The organism is Marinobacter mangrovi (genome assembly GCF_016798325.1).
Taxonomy (GTDB): domain Bacteria; phylum Pseudomonadota; class Gammaproteobacteria; order Pseudomonadales; family Oleiphilaceae; genus Marinobacter_A; species Marinobacter_A mangrovi.
Genome location: NZ_JAERVO010000006.1, coordinates 59,748 through 81,987, shown reverse-complemented (window position 1 = coordinate 81,987; position 22,240 = coordinate 59,748). Strand labels below are relative to the sequence as shown.

Annotated in this window: 18 protein-coding genes; 7 read left to right on the top strand and 11 right to left on the bottom strand. The window is 61.8% G+C overall.

The features are described 5' to 3' along the window. Positions 1-53: 53 nt before the first annotated feature. On the bottom strand, positions 54-524 hold the full coding sequence (gene soxR, locus JL474_RS17010; RefSeq protein WP_203143028.1) for a redox-sensitive transcriptional activator SoxR: 471 nt from the start codon (positions 522-524) through the stop codon (positions 54-56). A 111-nt stretch (positions 525-635) separates the two neighbouring features. Here soxR and JL474_RS17005 point away from each other — a divergent pair, with 111 nt between their 5' ends. From JL474_RS17005 to JL474_RS16990, 4 genes are all read left to right on the top strand, one after another. Further along, positions 636-1,205 (top strand): NADPH-dependent FMN reductase, encoded by a 570-nt coding sequence (locus tag JL474_RS17005; protein ID WP_203143027.1) that lies wholly within the window; start codon positions 636-638, stop codon positions 1,203-1,205. A gap of 47 nt (positions 1,206-1,252) precedes the next feature. After that, positions 1,253-1,633 (top strand): DUF952 domain-containing protein, encoded by a 381-nt coding sequence (locus JL474_RS17000; RefSeq protein ID WP_203143026.1) that lies wholly within the window; start codon positions 1,253-1,255, stop codon positions 1,631-1,633. Positions 1,634-1,839: 206 nt separating this feature from the next. Continuing rightward, entirely contained in the window at positions 1,840-2,868 is a 1,029-nt protein-coding gene (locus JL474_RS16995) for an acyltransferase (RefSeq protein WP_203143025.1), read from the top strand. Between the two features lie 117 nt (positions 2,869-2,985). Further along, positions 2,986-5,391, top strand: coding sequence for a fatty acid cis/trans isomerase (locus JL474_RS16990; protein WP_203143024.1), 2,406 nt, complete (start codon positions 2,986-2,988; stop codon positions 5,389-5,391). Positions 5,392-5,440: 49 nt separating this feature from the next. Here JL474_RS16990 and iadA read toward each other — a convergent pair whose 3' ends face one another. After that, positions 5,441-6,610 (bottom strand): beta-aspartyl-peptidase, encoded by a 1,170-nt coding sequence (gene iadA, locus JL474_RS16985; RefSeq protein ID WP_203143023.1) that lies wholly within the window; start codon positions 6,608-6,610, stop codon positions 5,441-5,443. A gap of 582 nt (positions 6,611-7,192) precedes the next feature. Here iadA and JL474_RS16980 point away from each other — a divergent pair. Both JL474_RS16980 and JL474_RS16975 read left to right on the top strand, forming a co-directional pair. Continuing rightward, complete coding sequence (locus JL474_RS16980; RefSeq protein ID WP_203143022.1) at positions 7,193-7,951, top strand: transporter substrate-binding domain-containing protein; 759 nt, start codon at positions 7,193-7,195, stop codon at positions 7,949-7,951. A gap of 276 nt (positions 7,952-8,227) precedes the next feature. Then, on the top strand, positions 8,228-9,541 hold the full coding sequence (locus JL474_RS16975; protein WP_203143165.1) for a YihY/virulence factor BrkB family protein: 1,314 nt from the start codon (positions 8,228-8,230) through the stop codon (positions 9,539-9,541). A 16-nt stretch (positions 9,542-9,557) separates the two neighbouring features. Here JL474_RS16975 and JL474_RS16970 read toward each other — a convergent pair whose 3' ends face one another. From JL474_RS16970 to JL474_RS16945, 6 genes are all read right to left on the bottom strand, one after another. Beyond that, entirely contained in the window at positions 9,558-10,511 is a 954-nt protein-coding gene (locus tag JL474_RS16970; RefSeq protein ID WP_236012337.1) for an HDOD domain-containing protein, read from the bottom strand. A 201-nt stretch (positions 10,512-10,712) separates the two neighbouring features. Beyond that, positions 10,713-11,942 carry a DUF445 domain-containing protein gene (locus JL474_RS16965; protein WP_203143020.1) on the bottom strand — a complete coding sequence of 410 codons (1,230 nt, stop codon included), beginning with the start codon at positions 11,940-11,942 and terminating at the stop codon, positions 10,713-10,715. Between the two features lie 175 nt (positions 11,943-12,117). Beyond that, positions 12,118-15,267: an efflux RND transporter permease subunit gene (locus JL474_RS16960; protein WP_203143019.1), complete on the bottom strand. Its 3,150-nt coding sequence runs from the start codon at positions 15,265-15,267 to the stop codon at positions 12,118-12,120. Further along, entirely contained in the window at positions 15,260-16,531 is a 1,272-nt protein-coding gene (locus JL474_RS16955; RefSeq protein WP_203143018.1) for an efflux RND transporter periplasmic adaptor subunit, read from the bottom strand. Before JL474_RS16955 ends, JL474_RS16960 begins: the two co-directional genes overlap by 8 nt. A gap of 146 nt (positions 16,532-16,677) precedes the next feature. Further along, entirely contained in the window at positions 16,678-17,421 is a 744-nt protein-coding gene (locus JL474_RS16950) for a 16S rRNA (uracil(1498)-N(3))-methyltransferase (protein ID WP_203143017.1), read from the bottom strand. Between the two features lie 10 nt (positions 17,422-17,431). Then, positions 17,432-18,781, bottom strand: a complete 1,350-nt coding sequence (locus JL474_RS16945; RefSeq protein ID WP_203143016.1) for an adenosylmethionine--8-amino-7-oxononanoate transaminase — start codon at positions 18,779-18,781, stop codon at positions 17,432-17,434. 239 nt (positions 18,782-19,020) lie between these two features. Between JL474_RS16945 and JL474_RS16940 the strand changes: the two genes are divergently transcribed. Then, on the top strand, positions 19,021-19,512 hold the full coding sequence (locus JL474_RS16940) for a DUF2505 domain-containing protein (RefSeq protein ID WP_203143015.1): 492 nt from the start codon (positions 19,021-19,023) through the stop codon (positions 19,510-19,512). A 339-nt stretch (positions 19,513-19,851) separates the two neighbouring features. Here JL474_RS16940 and JL474_RS16935 read toward each other — a convergent pair whose 3' ends face one another. The 3 genes from JL474_RS16935 to JL474_RS16925 all read right to left on the bottom strand — a co-directional run bounded on the left by JL474_RS16935 (position 19,852) and on the right by JL474_RS16925 (position 22,113). Then, the gene (locus JL474_RS16935; RefSeq protein WP_123635060.1) at positions 19,852-20,598 is read right to left on the bottom strand and encodes an amino acid ABC transporter ATP-binding protein; all 747 of its coding nucleotides are present in this window, start codon (positions 20,596-20,598) and stop codon (positions 19,852-19,854) included. 12 nt (positions 20,599-20,610) lie between these two features. Next, a complete protein-coding gene (locus JL474_RS16930) occupies positions 20,611-21,282 on the bottom strand; it encodes an amino acid ABC transporter permease (protein WP_123635061.1) in 672 nt (223 codons plus the stop codon). A 72-nt stretch (positions 21,283-21,354) separates the two neighbouring features. Continuing rightward, positions 21,355-22,113, bottom strand: a complete 759-nt coding sequence (locus tag JL474_RS16925) for a transporter substrate-binding domain-containing protein (protein ID WP_203143014.1) — start codon at positions 22,111-22,113, stop codon at positions 21,355-21,357. Positions 22,114-22,240 lie beyond the last annotated feature (127 nt).

The following is a 22,240-nucleotide window of genomic DNA, read 5'->3' as shown; positions in this document are numbered from 1 at the left end:
CGAAGAGTCAATAACTCATGATACCGACAAGTGAGCTTTTGTTCATCTTTTGATCAGTCTCGGCCGTCGGGATCCAGCAGGCGTGGTCCGCTGCCGTCTTCCGCCAGGGCGTCGGATGGATTGCGCAGCCTGCAGGCGTCGACCGAAAGGCAGCCGCAGCCGATGCAGTCGGTCAACTGGTCCCGTAGTCGGCAGAGTTTGTCGATACGGTCGTCGAGTTCGGCGCGCCAGCGATTGGACAGTTGCTGCCAGTCGTCGGCGGTCACGGTGCGACCCTCCGGGAGCGTCTCCAGCGCACTCGCGATCTCCGCCAGGGGGATGCCCAGACGCTGGGCCACCTTGATCACGGCGATGCGCCGCAGGACATCCCGGTGATAACGGCGCTGATTGCCATCGGTTCGCCAACTGTGGATCAACCCTTTCTGCTCGTAGAAGTGCAGGGCGGAAACGGCCACCCCGCTACGGCGGCTGACCTCGCCAACGCTCAGTGGCTGGTGACGATTGATCGGTTTAATGGTCGGCATAACAAGCCTTAATGGGTGGCGGGCTTTACCTAAAGTTTACTTGAGGTCTTAGGCTTCTTTCCAACCTGGCGCTCACAGAGCGCGTGTAACCGCAACGAAAGGAGCAAGGCGATGACTGCAACACTGCGTATCGGGGTGATCATGGGAAGCGTCCGGGAGGGACGCCTGTGCGATCGGGTGACGGCCTGGGTGGTCCGCACCCTGCAGGGCGAAAACGGCATACAGCTTCGGGTCATTGACCCCCGGACGGCGTTGCCCGCTGTCGAAAACGGCAGCGGCAAATCGACAAAGGCCTTGAAACAACTGCTCGCGGGTATGGACGGCTTCATTGTGGTCACGCCGGAATACAACCACAGTTTTCCGGCTGCCCTGAAGCAGCTGATCGACTCGGCCTACGACGAGTGGCAGACGCGTCCGGTGGGGTTCGTCAGTTACGGCGCCATGTCCGGTGGCATCCGCGCGGTGGAGCAGTTACGTCAGGTTTTTGCCGAGCTTCATGCGGTGACCCTGCGCGATGGCGTGGCATTGACCGACATCTGGAGCCGGTTCGATGACTTGGGCGAACTGATCGAGCCGGGTCGGACTGACGCTGCGCTGCGCCGGATGGTGTCGCGACTGCGCTGGTGGGCCATGGCCACCCGTGATGCGAGATCGGTCGAGCCCTACGACCAGGTCGGCTGACGGCGTCCGGCGGGACAGAGGGGATTGAGCCAAAGGGGGAATCACGAATGGAAGTCAGGCACCTGTATCGGGTGATCAGCGCAAAAGGCTGGTGGAGAGCGCATCGCAGCGGTGTCATCGAGCCCTGTCAGGCGGACCGTCGAGCGGGCCTGATGCATCTCAGCACCCGCGATCAGGTGGAAGCGGTGGCCGTCCAGCACTTCAGCGCCAGCGAGTTTCCCGTCGTGGTGGAGCTGGATGTGGATCATTTCCGGGACGATCTGCATTGGCAGGCCCCGACGATGTCGTTGCCCGGGGGCTCGCCCATGCTGCGCGGTTCCTGCATCGACATGGGGTGGGTGAGTGGTCTTCACCTGCTGCTGTTCTCGGAGCAAAACGGAAACCCCCGCTGCACCATGAAGGCAGAACGACTGGACTGGGGTCTATGAGGCGCAGATGTGTCGCTGAAGCCTGTATACGGACGCGCGATATATTCGCCCCGGCGGATCCCTGACAAAATAATGGGCTTTGTCTCGCAGGATCCCTTCGAACGCCGCCAAGACGACGTGAAAGCGGGGCCTGCCTGTCTTGAATGCGCCGTTGGACGGGGTTCGCTGTGCCTCTGGTCTGACGCATGCCAGCCTCAGGGACGTGCATGCCACACAAAGTCTGGATCGACTATCTCCGCGTTATCGCCATCCTGGCGGTAATCGCCATTCATGTCAGCACGGTTTTCTACAAGCAATACGGCGTCATCAGTGACGTTGACTGGTGGTTTGCCAACCTGATGGATGCCGCCAGTCGCTTTTCGGTGCCTTTATTCGTGATGGCGTCCGGCGTCGTGTTGCTGGGGCGGGCGATCGAGCCCCCTGAATTCCTGCGCAAGCGCGCCTGGCGGTTGCTGCCACCGATCATCGTCTGGAACCTGGTGTACCTGGTGTTGGGCTACTTCCTGTGGAACCCGGATCACCGCTCCCTGCTGGCGCTGACCGGTACCATGATCCGCGCCGGCCACAGCTACGGCCATCTCTGGTACCTGACGATGTTTGCCTGCCTGATGCTGTTTGCGCCGTTCCTGAACCAGTACATCCGGGGCGAGAAACCAGGGCTGGCGGATTTTGCCGCCCTGGCGATCCTGTTCTTCGTCTTCGCCGCCCTGGACCAGGGCTCACTGCTGGTCAAGGCTGTGGTGGACTCGGACATCACCTGGTACGCCGTGTTTCCGCTGTACATCCTGTATTTTGTCGGCGGCTACGTGATCGACCGCTATCCCGAACGTTTCCGGTTTTCTCCGGCCACGCTGTGGGGTGTGGTGGTGACGACGGTACTGGTCGGCGCCGGTCTCAATGCGGTGCTTTATCGGAGGTTCGGGATCCATGAGGACTTCCTGATCCTGAATAATCTGGGCCCGCTGGTCATCCTCTGTACCTTCGCCATCTTCCTATTGCTGCGCCAACAGGCGGAGCACCTGAGAGCGCGCCCGGGCATCAGCGCCTGGTCGGATGCGTCTTTCGGCATCTATCTGATCCATCCGCTGCTGATTTTCGCCACCATGCCGCTGTCACGCTACTTCGAGGGCATGCTGTGGCTGTTCATTGTGCTGGATGTCGCGGTCGTGGCGGTGTTGTCTTTCGTGATCATCCGCATGCTGCGGCGTATGGCCTGGTTCCGCCAGATTTCCTGAAACCGTCGATAGGTCACGCTAACGTCCTGATCCTGTCGCTTTTCCCCTTTATAATGAGCGATCTGTCAGCCGGGCACGTATGACTGGTCGTGCCATTTTCCGGGAAAAGGATGTCATATGCGCCGTGCCCACGCTCGCCCACGTACCCTGTTCTCCGTCTTGCTGTTGGTGGTTGTGTCGATGCTGGTCTACGCCTGCAGCCAGGTGCCGACCTACGACAACCCGAAACCGCTGGTCGCCGTGAACCAGACCTACGACTATCAGAAAGACATCCGCCCGATCTTTGAAGCCAAATGCATCGCCTGTCACGGGTGCTACGATTCCCCCTGCCAACTCAAGCTGACCAGTGCCGACGGGCTGGATCGCGGGGCATCGCCGTTGCCGGTCTACGACGGCGGTCGCCTGGAAGACATGGCGCCCACCCGGCTGGGTATCGACGCGCTGACCACTGCGGACTGGCGGCGTAAAGGGTTCTTTTCGGTATTGCACGGTAACGTCGACGGGGGCGCCCTGGACGCCCGGGATACCTCGGTGCTCTACAAGATGCTGGAACACGGGCGCCAGCATGCGTTGGCACCGAACAGCCGGATACCGGACAGCGTGAAGATGGGCATGGGCCGGCCTCTGAGCTGTCCGACCCTGGAAGGCTTTGACGATTACGCGGACGCCAACCCTCATGGCGGGATGCCGTTTGCCGCGGCCGGTCTGACGGATAAGGAGTTCCATACCCTGGAGACCTGGATCGAAGAGGGCGCCGTAACGGACGCACCGGACTTCAACCCCAGCCAGGCGGAACAGGCGGCGGTCCAGCGCTGGGAAACCTTCTTCAACCAATCGGGCAACCGGCACCAATTGGTGTCGCGCTACCTGTTCGAGCACCTGTTTGCCGCGCACCTGTACTTCCCGGACATCTCGGGCCGTCATTTCTACGAGCTGATCCGGTCCTGGACGGCGCCGGGCGAGAAGATCCTGCCGGTGAATACGGTACGGCCGAACGGCGATGCCGGGGCTCCGGTCTACTATCGTCTGCGGCCGATTACCCGCTCGATCGTGGCCAAGACCCACATCACCTATCCGCTCGGCGACACCCGCATGAAGCGCTACCAGTCGCTGTTCTTCGACACCGACTGGCAGGTGAAGGACATGCCCGGTTACGACTATGCCGACCGCGCCAACCCCTTCGAGACATTCGAGTCGATTCCGGCGAAATCCCGCTACCAGTTCATGCTCGACGACGCGGAGTATTTCGTGCGCAATTTCATTCGCGGGCCGGTTTGTCGCGGGCAGATCGCGACGGACGTGATCCGGGATCAGTTCTGGACGGTGTTCGAAGACCCGGATCAGGAAATCTACGTCAACGACGCAGACTATCGCCGCAAGGTGTCGCCCTTGCTGGGGCTGCCCGGTCAGGACAGTGATCTGCTGGCGCTGGGGCCGCAGTGGCTGGACTACAAGGACAAGCGTAACGACTACCTGAAACAGCGTCAGGCCGAATACGCCAAGCGCCGGGCCGGCGGCGCCACGCTTGATGAGATCTGGGACGGCGACAACTGGAACCGGGACGCGCTGTTGACCATTTTCCGCCATCACGACAGCGCTTCAGTGCGCCGCGGCCTGCACGGCCAGGTGCCGCGTACCATCTGGGTGATGGACTATCCGCTGTTCGAACGCACCTATTACGAGCTGGTGGTGAACTTCAACGTGTTTGGCAGCGTGTCCCACCAGGCCCAGACACGGCTGTATTTCGACCTGATCCGCAACGGCTCGGAGGACAACTTCCTGCGCTTCGTGCCGGCCGAGTCGCGTCAGCCGATCTACGACCACTGGTACCAGGGGCTGGCCAAGATCAAGGACGCGATCACCTACACCGGCCTTGATACCGAGACGCCCACCATGCTGGACTACAGCAGCGTGGAGAATCTGGGCGACGAGCGGGCCATCATGCGGCGTTTTACCGAACTGCTGTCGCAGCGCGCCTCGCGTGTGATGGGGCCGCCGGATACCCTGAACCGCTGCATGTCGGACGATGACTGCGATCGCTCCGACCTTAGCCCCTCCCAGCGCCGGGCGGAAGCCATCCTGCGACCGCTCGCCCGCGAGACCGGCGCCACATTGCCAGCGATCAAGTTCCTGCCGGAAGTGACCTTCCTGCGGGTAACGGACGGTGACCAGCGCTGGATCTACACGCTGGTTCACAATCGCATGCACGAGAATGTGGCCTTCATGTTCGCCGAGGAAAGTCGTCTGCTGCCGGAGGAGGACACGGTTTCGGTCATGGAAGGCACGCTGGGCACGTACCCCAACTTCAGCTTCGACGTCCCGCTGTCGGATCTGGATGTGTTCGTCTCGGCGTTGGAGCGGGTTGAGTCGCCGGAAACGCTGCACGACCTGGCCGCCCGCTGGGGCGTGCGCCGGACCAGTCCGAAGTTCTGGGACGTGATTGCTGACTTCAAAGCGTATGTCGAAGAGACGGAGCCGTCCCAGGCGGGCATTTTCGACGTGAATCGTTACGAAAATCTGTGAGGGATGAGGCGTGAGCCGGCATTCAGAGTCACGAATGCCGGCTCAGGGATCACTCGAATGTGCCCTTTCGAGTGATCTCCTGGCTTTCCATGCACCAGCGTCCGCGGGCCATGACGTGTGTCAGGGTGAGGCTGTCTTGATCGAGCAGTAGCAGATCGGCGTCCTTCCCGGAGGCGATGGCACCCTTGTTGGGAAGTTTCAGCACCCGCGCCGGGTTGGTGGTGACCGCCTTGAGTGCCCGGGTCAGGCTGACGCCGTCTTCGAACACCGCATCCCGGAATTCCTCGAGCATGGACGTCATCGCACCGACTTTCAGGCTTTCCAGCACGCCATCGCTATTGAAGTGCGGCAGGCTTGCATGCCCGTCGGTGCTGAAGGTAATACGGTTTTCATCGGCGCCATGGTCCAGCAGGTAACGCAGGGCGCTGGCGCACTTGATCTCGCCGGCGGCCAGGATTTCCGGCGTGTGGCTGGCCGTCAGGTCGATGGTGCCGCCGCCCTGGATGAAGCGGAGCCCCGCGTCGAGTAACGCCGTCGACCGGTTGATGTGAGTGGGGTAGTACTGGCCCAGCGGCACATCCGACTTCTCGGCCACCTCAAAAAGCAGGTCCAGGCGGTCCTCGCTGTCGCCCACGTGGATGCTGACAACCCCCGCTTTACCACTGAGCAGTCCACCGACCCGGGCCTCGGCGCCGATGCGGGCCATCTCACGCCAGTCGGGCTGGCTGCCACGGTGATCGGAAATCGCCACCTCGCCCACGCCGACGAATTTCTCGATGAGCATGATGTCCTGCTGGATACTGCCGGTAAGCGTGCGCACCGGTACCTGGTAGGAGCCGGTATGGCAGACGACACTCAATCCCTCGGCTTCCAGACCGGCCGCCTTGGCCAGCAGATCGGGTAGCGTGCGGGAAATGGCATCGGTGCCGAGCACACCGGTCACCGTCGTTACACCGCCACGAATGGCGTCGGAAAAATTCATGGCCGGTGTGCGGGTGTGGAAGCCGCCTTCGCCACCGCCGCCGATGATATGGGACAGGGTGTCCACCAGGCCCGGAGTCAGGTAGTGCCCTGAACCATCAATCTCTTCAATCGCGACGTTGCCACTGAGCCGGATGTCCCGACCCGTCTCCAGGATGGTGTCGCCAGCAACCAGAACATCCTGAATTCCCATATCTTCCGGTGCCAGGACATGGGCACCCCGAATAAGCGTCAGCATGATTGATGTCGTATCCCGTCCAGTTTCGTTCTGCGACATCATACGCAGCGCCCTGTGTCGGACCAAGAGGCGGACTCTTGTCGCGTCGCATATCTGTAAGTCCGTGTACGCTCGCCGATGTGTCTGGCTGATGAGGCTCGGGCCAGTTTCTTCAGAGCTCCGCGCGCCTGTTCCGGTTCCATAGATCGTCTGCCGCCATGTCGCAACGCTGTAAATTGCGTCGCATGCTCGAAAGTGGCTTCAGAAAAGTACTGGTCAGCATCGAGGGAATTGGCATATGCTTTTGGCTCAATCTCTGATTTTCCGAGGCTGCGGCGTATGCGGTGGCCCGGTTTCCGGGAAGAGGTATCGTCGCTTGGGCGTCAACCACAGCCATCACAACCGTTGCAGACTACCGGCGGGCTATCGTTTGCCCGAGTGCCAGTGTGCCCGCATTCAGGTGGGTTTTTACCGGCTGTCCCGCCACGCCCTCAGCGAGTGGTACAACGAGTAGCCCGCCACTGTTCACACGAATTGATACCCATATGACGTCCTGTGACTCAGAAGGACGCTCGTACACCGTGAACAGATGGATGACACACCATGAAAAAAACTGCGACTCTTCTCTTAGCCCTGACCCTGGCCTCAACCGTCGTTCAGGCCCGTGATGGCGATGCCCTGCGCGTGGCCATGGACGCGCCTTACCCACCCTTTGGCATGATCCAGCCCGATGGCTCCCTGAGCGGTTTCGAGGTGGAACTCGGGAATGCCGTCTGCCAGGACATCACGAACCAACCCTGTGACTGGGTGGTACAGGCGTGGGACGGCATCATTCCGGGTCTCCTGGCCCGCAAGTACGACATGATCTTTTCCTCGATGGCGATTACCGACGAGCGTAAGAAAGCGGTGCTGTTCTCGGACCCGTATTACACGACGCCGTCCGCTTTCTTCGTCCGGAAGTCCACGGAATTCGATCCGGACCATGCCAAGGGATTGCGGATTGGTGTGCAGCGAGCCACCAACCAGGATCGTTATGTCACAGAGTTCCTGCCGGACGCTGACATCGTGCGTTACACCAAGACCGATGACGTGGCTCTAGATCTGAGTGGCGGCCGACTGGATGCCATGTTCGTCGATGCACCGGTGGGGATCGATCTGGCCAAAGCGGATGGCGACATCAAGCGGGTGGGCGACTTCATCAAGACGCCGGACCGGATCTTCGGAATGGGTGTCGGCGCCGCTTTCCGCCAGCGTGACAAGGCGCTTCAGGAAAAGGTCAACGCCTCGCTGGAGAAGCTCAAAAAGAACGGGGTCTATGACCGCATCATGGACAAGTACTTCGATTTCAACGTGAAACTCTGATCCCCCGTCCCCGTGTGGGGCCCGGTGCCGATACCGTGCGCCGGGCCGTCCACACCGGCCCGGGATGGCCCCGAATGCTCCTGGTTACCGCCCCGTTCCCGTGATAACGCTCTGTTTTATCGATGGTTGTGGGGCGTTTCATTTCTGCAGTGCGTAAAAATGCGCCATACTGAACGTCGAGATCGCCTTGTCGTACGTATCGGTCTGTCACCGATAAAGCGATGCCGATGAGGCTTCGACTACAGCATCAAGGGAGCTTCCGTGAACCTGTCGGACATGAAGGAACGCATCCAGGCGGTGGAAAAGTGGATCCTGGCCAATCCCAATCCCCCACGGCATTGGCCCTGGACCTGGCTCTATCGGGCAGGCCGTACCGCCTATGCCGTCACCCGGGATGTGATCAACGGTCAGCTGACGCTCCATGCCATGAGCCTGGTCTACACGACGCTGCTCAGTATTGTGCCCCTGCTGGCCCTGAGTTTTTCCGTGCTCAAAGCGTTGGACGTGCACCAGCGCATCCAGCCGTTGCTGTTCCAGTTCTTTGAGCCGATGGGGCCGCAGGGGATTGAGATGGCCGAGAAGATCCTCAGTTTCGTCGACAATATCAAGGTCGGGGTGCTGGGCTCGGTGGGGCTGGCCATGCTGGTCTATACGGTGATCTCTCTGGTCCAGAAGACCGAGCGCTCGTTCAACATGATCTGGCGGGTGCCCCAGATGCGCTCGCTGACCCAGCGTTTCAGCAACTACCTGAGTGTGATCACGGTTGGGCCGCTGCTGATCGTCTGCGCCATCGGCATTACGGCCACCATTTTCTCTTCCACCTACGTCCAGGCACTCATGGCGGTGGAACCGCTGGGCTCACTGATCCTGTTTGCCAGCCGCTTTACGCCATTCTTCCTGGTGGTGATGGCCTTCACGTTTGTGTACATCTTCATCCCGAATACCCGTGTGAAATTCCGCTACGCTGCGATTGGCGGACTGGTGGCAGGCGTTGCCTGGCAGGCTGGCGGGATGCTGTTTGCCTCATTCGTGGCCGGCTCCGCCCGGTACGCGGCGATCTATTCGAGCTTTGCGATCGGTATTGTCCTGCTGATCTGGCTCTATCTGAACTGGTTGCTGCTGCTCATTGGGGCCAGCATCGTTTACTACCTGCAGAACCAGCAGGCCGTGTCCAAGCGGTATCGGGTCCGCTATTCGCCTGAATTGCAGGAGCAGGTGGCTCTGGTGCTGATGTGGATGGTCTGCAAGCCCTTCAGTGAAGGTCGGCCGGCGCCCCAACAGGAGAAGCTGGAGCACCTGATGGCGGTGCCGGCGGACATCACCCGTCGCGTCAGTGACAAACTGATCCGGGGCGGATTGCTCAATCTGGCCGGTAGCGGCGGCGACTGCCTGCTTCCCGGTCGAGCACTGGACCTGATTACCATCGACGACATCCTGCAAACCGTCCGGGCGGATGAAGATCACCTGACGCGGCGATTGCCCCAGGTGCTGCCGCCGGAGCTGCATGCCCACTACAGCCGGGATCCCCGCACCATGTCCGAGGTGTTGCACCAGTCACCGGTCCCTCAGGACCTGGAATCCCGCACCTGACAGGCGTCAGCCGGCTTCAGGGATGAGGGGCCTCGCGGAGCATCGTCAGCAGGGCCGTGCGGATTTTGACGAAAGTCGGCTCGTCCATCTGCAGCGCGCGTAACAGCTGGTCTTCCGGCAGGTTCCGTTGGTGGGCATGGCGCAGTACTTCCCGGGTTCCCAGGATGATGCCGTCGTTGATGGGCGTATGCGGTCCGTTGGGCGCCGGGCGCTCGGCAGTCATCAGGTAGGCCTGGTATTGCGGTGGCAGATCCCAGCGTACTGACAGCAGTCGGGCGACGTCCCACTCATGGTTTCTCAGGGCGGTACGGATGACGGCCGGTTCCGGCAGAGCGGCCTGATCCTGGCCCCGGTAGATGCGTGTTACCTCGCGGCGAAGCGTGATGTAGGCCAGCGCCGGCACCAGGGTGACCAGGAAGAAGGCGTTGCCATCCGCACCCTGCGAGCGAGCGATCAGTTCGGCCGCCCGTGCGCAGGCCAACCCCCAGCGCCAGACCCGTTGTGTAAACAGCGCCTCCTGGTTGGAGCGGGCGGTCATCATCGGGCGCATCACGGCGGCGGCGGCCACGCTGCGCACGCCATCCAGTCCCAGCAGGAAAATCGCGTGTTCGACGGACTCGATCGGCTGGTCGCTGGGCCGGAAGAAGGGGCTGTTGGCCACGTGCATGAGCTGATCGGTCAGGGCGGGATCGCCCAGGATGATGTTGGCCAGTTCGTGGCGGCTGATGTCTTCGGAAGACAGCGCCCGTATGAGCATGGGCAGGACGGCCGGCTGGCGGGGCAGTTCCATGAGATGGCCGTCATCCAGGCGCGACTGCAGCTGTGTCAGCACCCCGGGGGCGTCGGGCGTATCCCGCGCCAGCTCGGCCGGTGGGGCGTCCAGCAGCCAGCAGAACAGATGGTTCTCAAGCTGGGTGAGGGCACCGCGGGTGGGTTCCTCATCCGCGGGATCGGTACCCGCCGCGTTCAACAGCCCGCTGTTCTGACGGCGCGCTGTCGGCGGGTTTTCAGTTTTGGGTTTAAACCATTGAAACAGGCGCCACATCCCTACGGCCTCAAGCAGTTGCGACTCTTTCCCAAGCATAGCACCGTGAAAGGCGTCACGTTTTAAAACCGTAGGATATTGCTACACGAGGTTGCCCCGGTAAAAGGCGACGGGGCGATGCTGGTGTTAGAAAAACTGCTCGCCGAACACGAAGATAAACTGGGCCACACCGGCGGCAAAACCGAGTGCCGCCCCCACCAGGATCAACTTGATTTCGTCCTCCTGGAAGCAGGGGCGCAGCAGGTCCTGGAATTCCTCGGAGCTGAGCGCCACCATGCGCTCGACCATGATGCTCTCCACCGCCTCAGCCCGGTCCTTCTCGAACACGGGGTTGTTGAATGAAGAGGACGAGATCTCCAGTGCCTTTTCGCCGACCTGGTTTTTCAGGGTGGCAAAGCCGGTGGGGCCGAACGCCATCTGGGTCAGCGCCTTGGCCATGCCGGCAGTCTCATCCACCAGCGGTTTAATGTGCTTGCGTACCATGTTCTTGGCGCGGTCGCCGTTGGGACCGTTCAGAACCGCATTGATGATGTTGCCGACGGTGAGAATTTCGTGGGTGACGATGTAGCAGAACGATTCCGCCACTTCCCGCTGGCGCTTGAGGAACAGGCCCTGCAATCGGATCGGGCCTACCTTGCGCTCGTGCAGCGGCCGGAAAATGACGTTCAGCGCGATCCAGTTGGTGGCCCAGCCCACCAGCAGGCCGAAGAACGGCAGGACCCACCAGGACTGGTAAAAATACCAGACCGCCATCTGAACCAGCCCGAACAGGAAGCCGAAATAGAGCCCGGAATTGACGATGAAGCGAAATTCTTTCTCGCCGCACTCCAGGAAGATACGGTTAAGCAGTCGCTTGTCCGTCGCCAGTTGCTCGATGACCATGCCCTTGATGTCCAGCAGGCTCTCGATGTTGAGCGACAGGTCGTCCACCAGATTGTCCACCAGTTGCGGAGTGGAACGGCGTACCCGGTCGTAGACCATCTTGCGGGCTGAAGCGGGCAGGTTTTCCCAGAAGGTCGGGTATTCCCGCAGCATGAGCTCGTCGACGTATTCTTCGGTGCGGGGCTCCACCGTCTGGATCACGTATTCGGCCAGGACCTGCGGGTCGATCTGCTCAAAGATTTCGCGCACCGTACCGATCTTGGAGATGGTGGCATCGACGCTCTTGGCGGCCATTTTCCGCGCCTTGGAGGGAATAATGCCCTGCCAGCCCCAGATGGGCCGGACACCGATAAACTCCAGCGGGTAGAACGTCATCTTGATAGCCAGCCAGTTGGTGACCCAGCCGATCAAGGCGGCAATAACGGGGATACTGAGGTATTGCCAGAATTCGGTGCTGTGCAGCAATTCGCTCATGCGTACGACTCGTTTGGTCCGTTATCGTTGTGGTCCAGGGCAAGGCATTTCGGTGGTGCCATCGCGGTGCTTCATCCTTGGCGGTGGGTCACCGGGCGGGGATGCGCTCTGGCATCTTCTGCATCCGCCCCAAAAGTGTCAATGACGCTGGCGCAGGAACGTGCGGTCAGCACGATCAAAGCGTTTCGCCGTGTGCCGCTTCGGTGGGTTTGCTCCGGAGTCGTTCGGTCGCCCCCTCGATCAGCGACAGCAACACAGGCACCACCAGCAGGATCAGGAAGGTTCCGGTGGCCAGGCCGAAGGCAATACTCACCGCCATGGGAATCAGGAACTGGGCCTGCAGCGAGGTCTCGAACAGCAGGGGCAGCAGGCCGCCGATGGTGGTCAGGGAGGTGAGCAGCACCGCCCGCAGGCGTTGGCAGGAGGCTTCCACCAGCGCTTCCCGTGCCGGCATCCCGCCCTCGCGCAGCTCCTGGTAGAAGGTCACCAGGATGATGGAATCGTTGATGACAATGCCGGACAGCCCGAACATGCCAAACAGTGAGAGGATGGTCAGGTCGATGCCCAGCAGCAGGTGCCCGAGAATGGCGCCACAGAGCCCAAAGGGAATCGCAATCATCACCGCCAGCGGCCAGGTGTAGGCGGCGAACACCCAGGCCAGGATGATGTAGATCATCGCCAGGCCGATCAGGGCGCCCGAAGCCATGTCCTGGCCCGTCTCGCGTTGCTCTTCGGCCTTGCCTTTGAACGTGGTGCGCACGCCGTACCGGCTCTGCAGTTGGGGGATGGCCTTCTGCTGAAGCTCGGCCAGCACCTGGTTGGCGTTGGTGATCTTGTTGTCCACGTCCGCGGTGACATGGACGCCAAGCTGACCGTCGGTATGGCGCAGCAGGGCCAGCCCGCGTCGGGACTCGAGGTTGATCACGTTGGCCAGCGGCGTGGTATCGCCAGACGATGTCACAATGGGCAGCGTGTCCAGGGTGCGCTGCAGGTCCCGCTCCGCCTTGGGCAGCATGATACGGACTTCTACTTCATCGTGGCTGTCGTAGAACACTTGCAGGAGCTGGCCGTCCAGGGCGGCGCGCATCTGGCGGCCCACGTCGTCGATGGTCAGCCCGAGGCTCTGGGCCAGAGGCGTGAGCGTGAAGATATATTGCTGCTTGCCCCAGGGCAGGTCGTCGAGAATGTCCGTCAGTCCCTGGTATTGGCCCAGGCTGGTCTTGAGGGATTCGGCGGCCTGCTTGAGGGTGCCGGCATCGGCGCCGGTGATGAAGATATCCAGCGGTTTGCCCGGCGGCCCGCCCTGGGGGCTGGTGATCGACAGCTGCTCGATGCCGGCCCGTTTGGGCAGGGCGTCACGCCAGGCGGCAATGAACCGGGGGTTGCGGATCTCGCGGGCGTCCGGCTCGGTCAGTTCCACCGACACCATGGCGTACTGCTCGCCCCGTTCGGTGGAGCGGCCGCCGTCAAACGAGCCGCGGTTCAGCTCCAGCACCGCCATTTTCACCAGCGGATTGTCCTTGCCCAGTGCATCGCTGGTTTGCCACAGCGCGTCTTCCATTTGCTGGCCATAGGCCTTCACCGTTGACGGCGGTGTCCCGGCAGCGAATTTCACGCTGGCGACGATGCGGGTGGATTCCGGCGTGGGGAAGAAGGTAAAGCGCACGTGGCCCGAGGCCACCAGTACCACGCTCAGTGCGAGGGCGCAGCCGGTCCCGACCAGAACCGTGGCGCGGTTTCTCAGACTCCACTCTGCCATAGGCCGGAAGGTGTGGTCGCGGAAGCGGTTGAAGGCCCGGTCCAGTTTCTGGCGCAGCGGGCCTTCCTCGCGATGATGATGCTTGTGGAACGACGCGCGCAGGTGTCCCGGCAGGATCAGGAAGCTTTCGATCAGCGAGGCGATGATCACGCAGATCACCACGAACGGAATGTCCTTCAGGATCTGGCCGATGATGCCGCTGACCATCATCAGGGGCAGGAAGGCGGCAATGGTCGTCAGGGACGAACTCATGACCGGGACCAGCATGCGCCGGGCGCCCCCTTCGGCGGCCTGCAGGGATCGCTCGCCTTTCTGGTAGTGGGTCATCGCATCCTCGGCCACCACGATGGCGTCGTCCACGATGATCCCCAGCGCCATGATCAGCGCGAACAGGCTGACCATGTTGATGCTGCCGCCGTTGAGCCAGAGGATGGCGAGCGTCCCCATGAACGAGATGGGAATCCCCGCCGCCACCCAGAAGGCGATGCGGCCGTTGAGGAAAATGAAGAGGATGCCCACCACCAGGATCAGACCGCTCAGGCCGTTCTTGAGCAGCAGGTTGATGCGGTCGACGATCAGCTCGTAATTCTCGTCAAACGTGATCAGTTTGACGCCGTCCGGCAGCGAGGGGCGGGTGTCTTTGAGCCAGTTGAGCATGATGTCCGCGGAACTGAGGGCGTCGCTCGTTTCGGCCCTTTGCAGCTGCATCAGCACGGCGGGCTGGCCCTGGTAGAACACCTCCACCGCGTTGTCCTTGGGGCGCAGACTGATGTCGGCAATGTCGCCCAGGGTGAGGCGGCGGCCGTCGGCGGTGGTCATGATCGGCATGCGGCTGAATTCGGCGGCCGTTCGGCCCTTCTCCAGGCTGCGGATTTCCCGCGCGGATTCTTCCTCGCCCACAGTGCCGGCCGGAATATCCTGGCTCTGACCCAGGATCCGCTGGCCCAACTGGGGCAGGGACTGGTGCAGCTCGGCGATGCGGTCGCTGCCCACCTCGATGGCGATTTCCCGATCCGGCAGGCCGGTCATTTCCACCTTGGCCACGCCACGGTTGAGCAGCTCATCTTCAAACCGGTAGGCCAGTGGACGCAGGGCTTCCAGCCGCACCGGGCCGGTCAGGATGACGCTGGCGATGGCCTCGTTGCGGATAAACTTGCTGATTTCCGGGCGCTCGGCATCGCTGGGCAGGTTGCGGACCAGGCCGACGTGCTCGTTGACCTGATCCAGCGCGATGCCCATGTCCGAGCCTTCCTCATACTCGATAACGATGTTCGAGTAGCCCAGCGAGGAGGTGGAGCGCATCTCCTTCACGTTATCCAGGTTGCGCAGTTCCTGCTCCAGCGGGGTGGTGATGGAGCGGGCGACGTCCTCGGCGCTGGCGCCGGGCCAGACCACGTGTACGGTGATAAAGTCGGTGGCGAAGTTGGGGAAGAACTGGCGGTTGAGGCCGGTCAGCGCGTAAACGCCGGCCAGCACCATGATCAGCATCAGCAGGTTGGCGGCCACCTTGTGCCGGGCAAACCGGCCCAGCAGATCCTGGCGATGCTCGCTGCGCGGATCAGCCATGGTCCGGTGCTCCGTCCATGACGCTGACCTTCAGGCCCGTAATGGCATTGGGAAGCTGGGTCGCAAGGATGCGATCGCCGTCCTGCAGCTGGTCTGTGCGAATCAGCAGGAACTGGCGGTCCTGCTCGAAGCGGTCGCCCATCACCTGCACATCCATCGATTCCAGACGACCGTCTTTCACCCGGTACAGGGTGTGCTCATCGTAAAGCGAGGCCACCGGCACGGAGAACAGGTTTGGTTCTTGGGGCAGTTCCAGGGAAATGTCCAGGGTTCGGTTCAGCGCCGCAGCCGGGGCGTCGTCCGTGAAACGGAACAGTCCGTCCATGCCGCCCGCACCGCTGTTCACCTGTCCTGACAGGCGCGTCAGGTGGAGCTTCCGGGAGGCACCGCCCAGGCGCGTCGTGGCTGTCAGTTCTTGATCGTTCGCCAGGGCCTGTTGAATCGTGACGATGCGGTTCATGGGAATCTGCGCTCGGACTTCCAGGTCGTCGCTGGCATAGAGGCTGACCAGCGGCTCGCCGGGCCGGACCCGTTCGCCGGGGCTGACGTCGATCTCGGTGATGGTGCCGTCGAAGGGCGCGTGGATGCGCGTGCGGCCCAGATCGAGCCTGGCCTGAGCCAGCAAGGCATTGGCGCGGTCCAATTTGGCTTGTAGGGACTTCAGGCGGCTGTCGTGATTCGCCACCGCAAGCTGGCGGTTGACCAGGGAAATCTCGGCGCCCTGCAGGGCTTCCCGGGCCTGATCCAGACGGGTCTGGCTGTTGAGGTTGGATTCGGACAGTCGTTGCTCGCGATCCAGCGCGCGCTGGGCCAGGGCCACCAGGGACGTTTCCCGCTCCAGCAGTTTTTTATCGGCATCGTACTGGTTGCGCTCCTGGGCAATCTGGCTTTCCAGTTCCGCCACGTCGGCCTGACGCTGATCCACCAGCAGGCCGACCTCGTCGTCCGCCAGTTCCAGAATGACGTCGCCTTTGCTGACGTGCTGGCCCTCGAGATGGACCAGGCGGGCGACATCGGCCGTCACAGCGGCGCTCAGCGTGGGGCGGAACGGCGTCTCCACCCGTCCCAACAGGCGCAGTTGCGGCGAGCGGCTGGCGGATTGGACGACGGTCGTCTGGATCGGCCAGACCTTTTCTTCCGGGTTGCTCTCCGGAGGCGTCGGGCGCAGGGCGATCAACAGGCTGGCGATACCGATGGCCACAAGGACCAGCAGGACAGGGAGCAATCGCCGCCGATTGAAGCGGAATCGAGTGGATGCGTGCACGGCCTGAACTCTCTATGACCCGGGTGATGCCCGGGCTGTTTTTATGGTGTCTCAGTGATTGGACTCTTTGTGTCCAATACGCCGCATTCTAGAGGGTTTTGCTCGCCGCCGCATGATTGGGCGCAAGGGATATCGAATATTTGTCGTTAGCTGTGATGTTGCTGGCCGTCGCCCCACAGCCAGTGGCATATGGACAGCGCCGCGACCGGGGCGGTTTCCGTGCGCAGGACACGCGGGCCCAACGCGGCCGCGATAAAGCCGGCCTGCTCGGCGGCGGCGATTTCCGATTCGCTCAATCCGCCTTCCGGTCCGATCAGCAGGGCCAGGCGAGTGGGCGTGGCCAGGCCGGTCAGCGACTGTTCCGTGCGGTGATGCAGCACCAGTCGCAAGTCGTCCTCGCCGGTCGTGACAAACCAGTCGTCCAGCGTCATCACCGGTTCGATGGTCGGCACCATCGCGCGACCGCACTGTTCGGCCGCGCTGATCGCCACCTGCTGCCAGTGGCGCAGCCGCTTGTCTTCCCGGTCGCCCTTGAGTTTGACCTCACAGCGCTCGCTGACCAGCGGGGTAATACGGTCGACGCCCATTTCCACGCTCTTCTGGATGGCGTAGTCCATGCGGTCCCCCCGGGACAGGACTTGACCCAGATGCACTCGCAGTGGCGATTCGGCGGCGTTGGCGACCGGTTCGCCGACCCGCACCTGCACCGCTTTCTTGCTGACGTCGGTCAGGGTCGCCGGGTAGTCGTAGCCATCGCCATTGAACAGCTCGATCGCCTGTTCCGGCTGCATACGCAGGACGCGGCCCACGTGGTTGGCGGCGTGGGCGTCCAGCTCGACGGTCTGGCCGGCGACCAGGATCACCGGCGAATAAATACGAGGGATGCGCAAGTCGTGTACCTCAGTCCTGGGTCGCGATCTCGATGCCTTCCGTCGCCACCTGGGCCAGATGCCGGATCTGCTCTTCGGTGATCACGTAAGGCGGCATGAAGTAGATGACGTTGCCGAGCGGCCGCAGCAGCGCCTGACGGGTCAGGGAGTGACGGTAGACCCTGATGCCGCGACGCTCCTGCCAGGGGAAGGGCGTCTTGCTGGCCTTATCCTTGACCATTTCGATGGCCAGGGTCATGCCGTGCTGGCGGATGTCGCCCACATGCGGGTGATCGGCCAGGTGCGCCACGGAATCGGCCATGCACTGGGACAGGCGACGGTTGTTCTCGATGACGTTGTCGTCCCGGAAAATATCCAGCGTGGCCAGGGCGACCGCGCAACCAATGGGGTTGCCGGTGTAGCTGTGGGAATGCAGGAAGGCCTTCATGGTTTCGTAGTCGTCGTAGAAGGCGTCGTAGACGTCATCGGTCGTGAGCACCACGGACAGCGGCAGGTAACCGGCGGTCAGGCCCTTGGACAGGCACATGAAATCCGGTGTGATGCCGGATTGCTCGCAGGCGAACAGGGTGCCGGTGCGGCCGAAACCCACGGCGATCTCGTCGGCGATCAGGTGAACGCCGTACTTGTCGCAGGCTTCCCGCAGCTTGGTGTGGTAGATCGCGTGGTGCATGCGCATGTTGCCGGCGCACTGGATCAGCGGCTCGACGACGACGGCGCAGATCTCATCGTGGCGTTCGGCCAGGATCCTGTCCATCGCCTCGAACTGGCGCAGGGCGTAGTCCTCCCAGCTTTCGCCGTCCTCGCGGTTGAACGCATCCGGCGAGGGCGCGGTGATGACTTCCATCAGCAGCGGTTCGTAGGTGTCCTTGTAGAGCGGCACGTCACCGAGGGCGAGGGCGCCCAGGGTTTCGCCGTGGTAGCTGTTGCCCAGGTTGACGAAGTTTTTCTTGCCCGGTTTGCCGTGGTTGCGCCAGTAGTGATAGCTCATCTTGAGCGCGGCCTCGATGGCGGAGGAACCGTTGTCCGCGTAGAAACACTTGCTCAGGCCGTCAGGGGTGACTTCGATCAGTCGTTCGGAGAGATTGACCACCGGCTCGTGGGTGAAGCCGGCCAGCATGGCGTGTTCCAGTTGCTCGGTCTGCTCGCGAATGGCGGCGTTGATCCGCGGGTTGGCGTGGCCGAACAGGTTGACCCACCAGGAGCTGACCGCATCGATATAACGATTCTCTTCAAAGTCTTCCAGCCAGACGCCTTCGCCGCGCTTGATGGGAATCAGCGGCAGGCTCTCGTGATCTTTCATCTGGGTACAGGGGTGCCAGACGGTCTTGAGGTCCCGCTTGACGATGTCGGCGTTGCGCATGGTGCTCTCCTCTGACGGCTCGGGGCAGGCGGGGCGTGTGAGCGGTCCCTTTGTTATGGCCCCGGCAACGAAAAATTCGGATTCGCAATGATACTGGTGCCGAGGGGGTGGGGGCCAGTACACAGCATTAACCATATGGCTATGCTGGCCAATCTGCCCCATCCCGGGTCACCCGCGGCCAATGGCCAGACAGTCGCCGTCGTGGAAGATGGAGCGAACGATAAGACAGGAGACACAGCATGAAGTTTGACGTGGTGCACCCGTACGATGCGAGTCTGGATACCGTGCTGGGTGCCTTCTTTGACGAGCAGCACATCCAGGACAAGAACGATCGCCTGGGGCACCGGAATGTTCAGGTTCGTGAGCTCAAGTGCGACGACACAGCGGGCAAGATTGTGGTGGAGCGGGAAATGACCACGTCGGTCAAGGTGCCCGGCGCCCTGGCCGGTTTTCACCGGGAGTGGAATGCCGTTCGCCAGGAAGAGCACTGGTTCCGCAAAGATCAGGGTGAATGGCACTGCGAATTCCGCGTCAGGATCGACGGCGTGCCCGCCAAGATCCAGGGCAATATGCAGCTCAAGGGCGCGGGCGGCGAGGCCTGCACCAACCACGTGTCGCTGGACGTACGCTGCGAAATCCCGCTGCTGGGGAAGAAGATCGCTCAGTTTCTGGTGGAAGACACTCGCATCAAGATCGAACAGGAATACGACGCCACGCGGGGCATGCTCTGAATTTCCCGGTTGGCAAGGGCGTGTAGCCGACGCTTCAGCTTCGGAGGGCCCGCCAGGGCCCCGGAACTATCCGACAAGTTCAGATCGAAGCCCATGATGTCAGAACAGAGCGCGTTTGCTGCGCTGTTCGCAGGCATGTCGACTCACGCCTGAAACCAGTGGACCCCCACTGGCTTCGATGAATCCCCGGCGTTAACGGAACCTGGCAGGCCTCCGGCCTGCTCCGAAGCTGAAGCGTCGGCTACATTGTGTCGTCACCCCGGGCTGCCATGACATCTCGTGCTGAAACGAAGAAGGGAGCCGATCGGCTCCCTTCTTTGATTTCTCGACAGGCGGTCGTCAGTGCTTCAACACCCGTGACAGGAATGACTGCGTGCGTTCGTTCTGCGGGTTGTCGAAGACCGCTTCCGGCTTGCCTTCCTCGACGATCTGACCGCCGTGGATGTAGATGACGCGGTCCGCCACTTCCCGGGCAAAGCCCATTTCGTGGGTCACGACCATCATGGTCATCCCTTCCTTGGCCAGTTCCCGCATGACGTCCAGCACTTCGCCGATCATCTCCGGGTCCAGGGCCGAGGTGGGCTCGTCGAACAGCATCAGGCGTGGTTCCATCGCCAGGGCACGGGCAATCGCTACCCGTTGCTGTTGGCCGCCAGAGAGCTGGGTCGGGTACTTCTCCGCCTGGTTGGCGATGCCGACCCGGTCCAGCAGCTTCATGGCGATGTCCGCTGCGGCGGATTTGTCGGTGCTTTTCACCTTCATCGGCGCCAGCATGATGTTCTCCTTCACCGTCAGGTGCGGGAACAGGTTGAACTGCTGGAACACCATGCCGACTTCCTTGCGGATGGCTGCGAGGGACTTCTGGTTGCCGCCCTTGGGCTCCAGCGGCTGCTGATCCACCACCAATTCGCCGGATTCATACTCTTCCAGGCCGTTAACGCAGCGGATCAGCGTCGACTTGCCCGAGCCGCTGGCGCCGATGATCACCACCACTTCGCCGGATTGGACTTCAAGATCAATATCCTTGAGGACATGGTGATCGCCGAAATACTTGTTCAGGCGCTGCATGCGCACGATCTTTTCCATGGTCAGCCTCCGTCAGCTCGATGCCAGTCCGCGACGCTCGGCAAAGCGCAGCAGGAACGACAGGGTCAGGGTGATGGCGAGGTACAGCAGGGCCACCATGAAATACACCTCGAACGCGGTGAAGGTGGTCGCGATGTAGATCTGGCCCTGACGGACCAGTTCGCCCACACCGATGACGGAGAACAGGGACGTGTCCTTGATGCTGACAATCGCCTGGTTGCCCAGCGGCGGAATCATGCGGCGCAGGGCCTGCGGCCAGACTACGGACCAGAAGGTCTGTGAGCGGGACAGGCCGAGCGATACGCCGGCTTCCGTCTGGCCCTTGTCGATGGACTGCACGCCTCCGCGGACCACTTCGGAAATATAGGCGCCGGAGTTCAGCGCAATCGCCGCGATGCCCGCGGTCAGCGCGTTGATCGGGCCGCCGACGATGTCCGGCAGACCGTAGAAGATGAACAGGACCTGTACGAGAATCGGGGTGCCCCGGAAAATCTCGATGTAGGCGGTCGCGGGCCAGCGCAACAGGCGGTTGCGGCTGAGGCTGGCCAGACCCATGAAAATCCCGATGAGGAAGCCGATCAGCAGGCCACCAAAGGAGATCAGCAGGGTATAGGGGATGCCTTTAAGCAGATAGGGCACCGAGCCAAAGGCGGCGCTCCAATCGAATTCAAAGCCGGATGCCACGGTTCGTTTCTCCAGTGTCTAAACAAAAAAACGCAGGGTACCGCGAGGTACCCTGCGCTGTTTTCATTGGATTTACTGGTCCTCCGGCATCGGGCCGAACCACTTCTCGTAGATGTCCTTGTAAGTACCGTCTTCCTTCATGCTGGCCAGGGCGTCGTTGACCTTGCCCAGCCACTTGCTGCCACTCTTCAGGGCGATGCCGTACTGCTGGCCTTCGTACAGCGGGCCAACGGTGGTCACGCGATCCTTGCCCTTGGTGCGGGCGAAGTAGCCCACGTTCGGGGCGTCGTAGAACACCGCGTCAACGCTGCCGGACATCAGGGCCATGTACATGTCGGCACTGCCGGGATACGGCGTCACGCCGTCGTCGTCATCGATGTTCTTGGTCAGGTAGTCGTAGCTGGTACTGCCGATCTTGGTGCCGACTTTCTTGCCTTCCAGGTCGTCGACGGTCTTGATGGAGTCGTCGCCTTTCTTGATCAGCAGGCGCAGACCGGAATCGTAGTACGGGTCGGAGAAATCGACGATCTGCTCACGCTCTTTCGTGATGGTGATGCCGGCCAGGGCAATATCCACGTTACCGGTCTGCAGGGCCGGGATAATGCCGTTGAAATCCATGGTGTTGAGTTTGTAGTCGAAGCCCGCGCGCTTGGCGACTTCAGCGAGGATGTCCATGTCGAAGCCGACCATCTTGCCGGAATCCTGGTCCATCATCTCGAACGGGACGAAGCTCGGGTCGGTCACTGCGCGCAGGGTCTCTGCGCTGACCATTGTGGTGCCCAGGGTCAGGGCGAGGGTCGCACTCACGGTCTTCAGCCATTTGGCGCTCATAGTTCCTCCTGGTTTCTTTTTTTGGGGATCTGATTTTGCTTTTGGCAACGACGTCACGAGACCGCAAGTCTCGCGATGGACGGGGATTTCTCCCAATCAGAATAGTTTAGACCATGGCGGCAAAGGG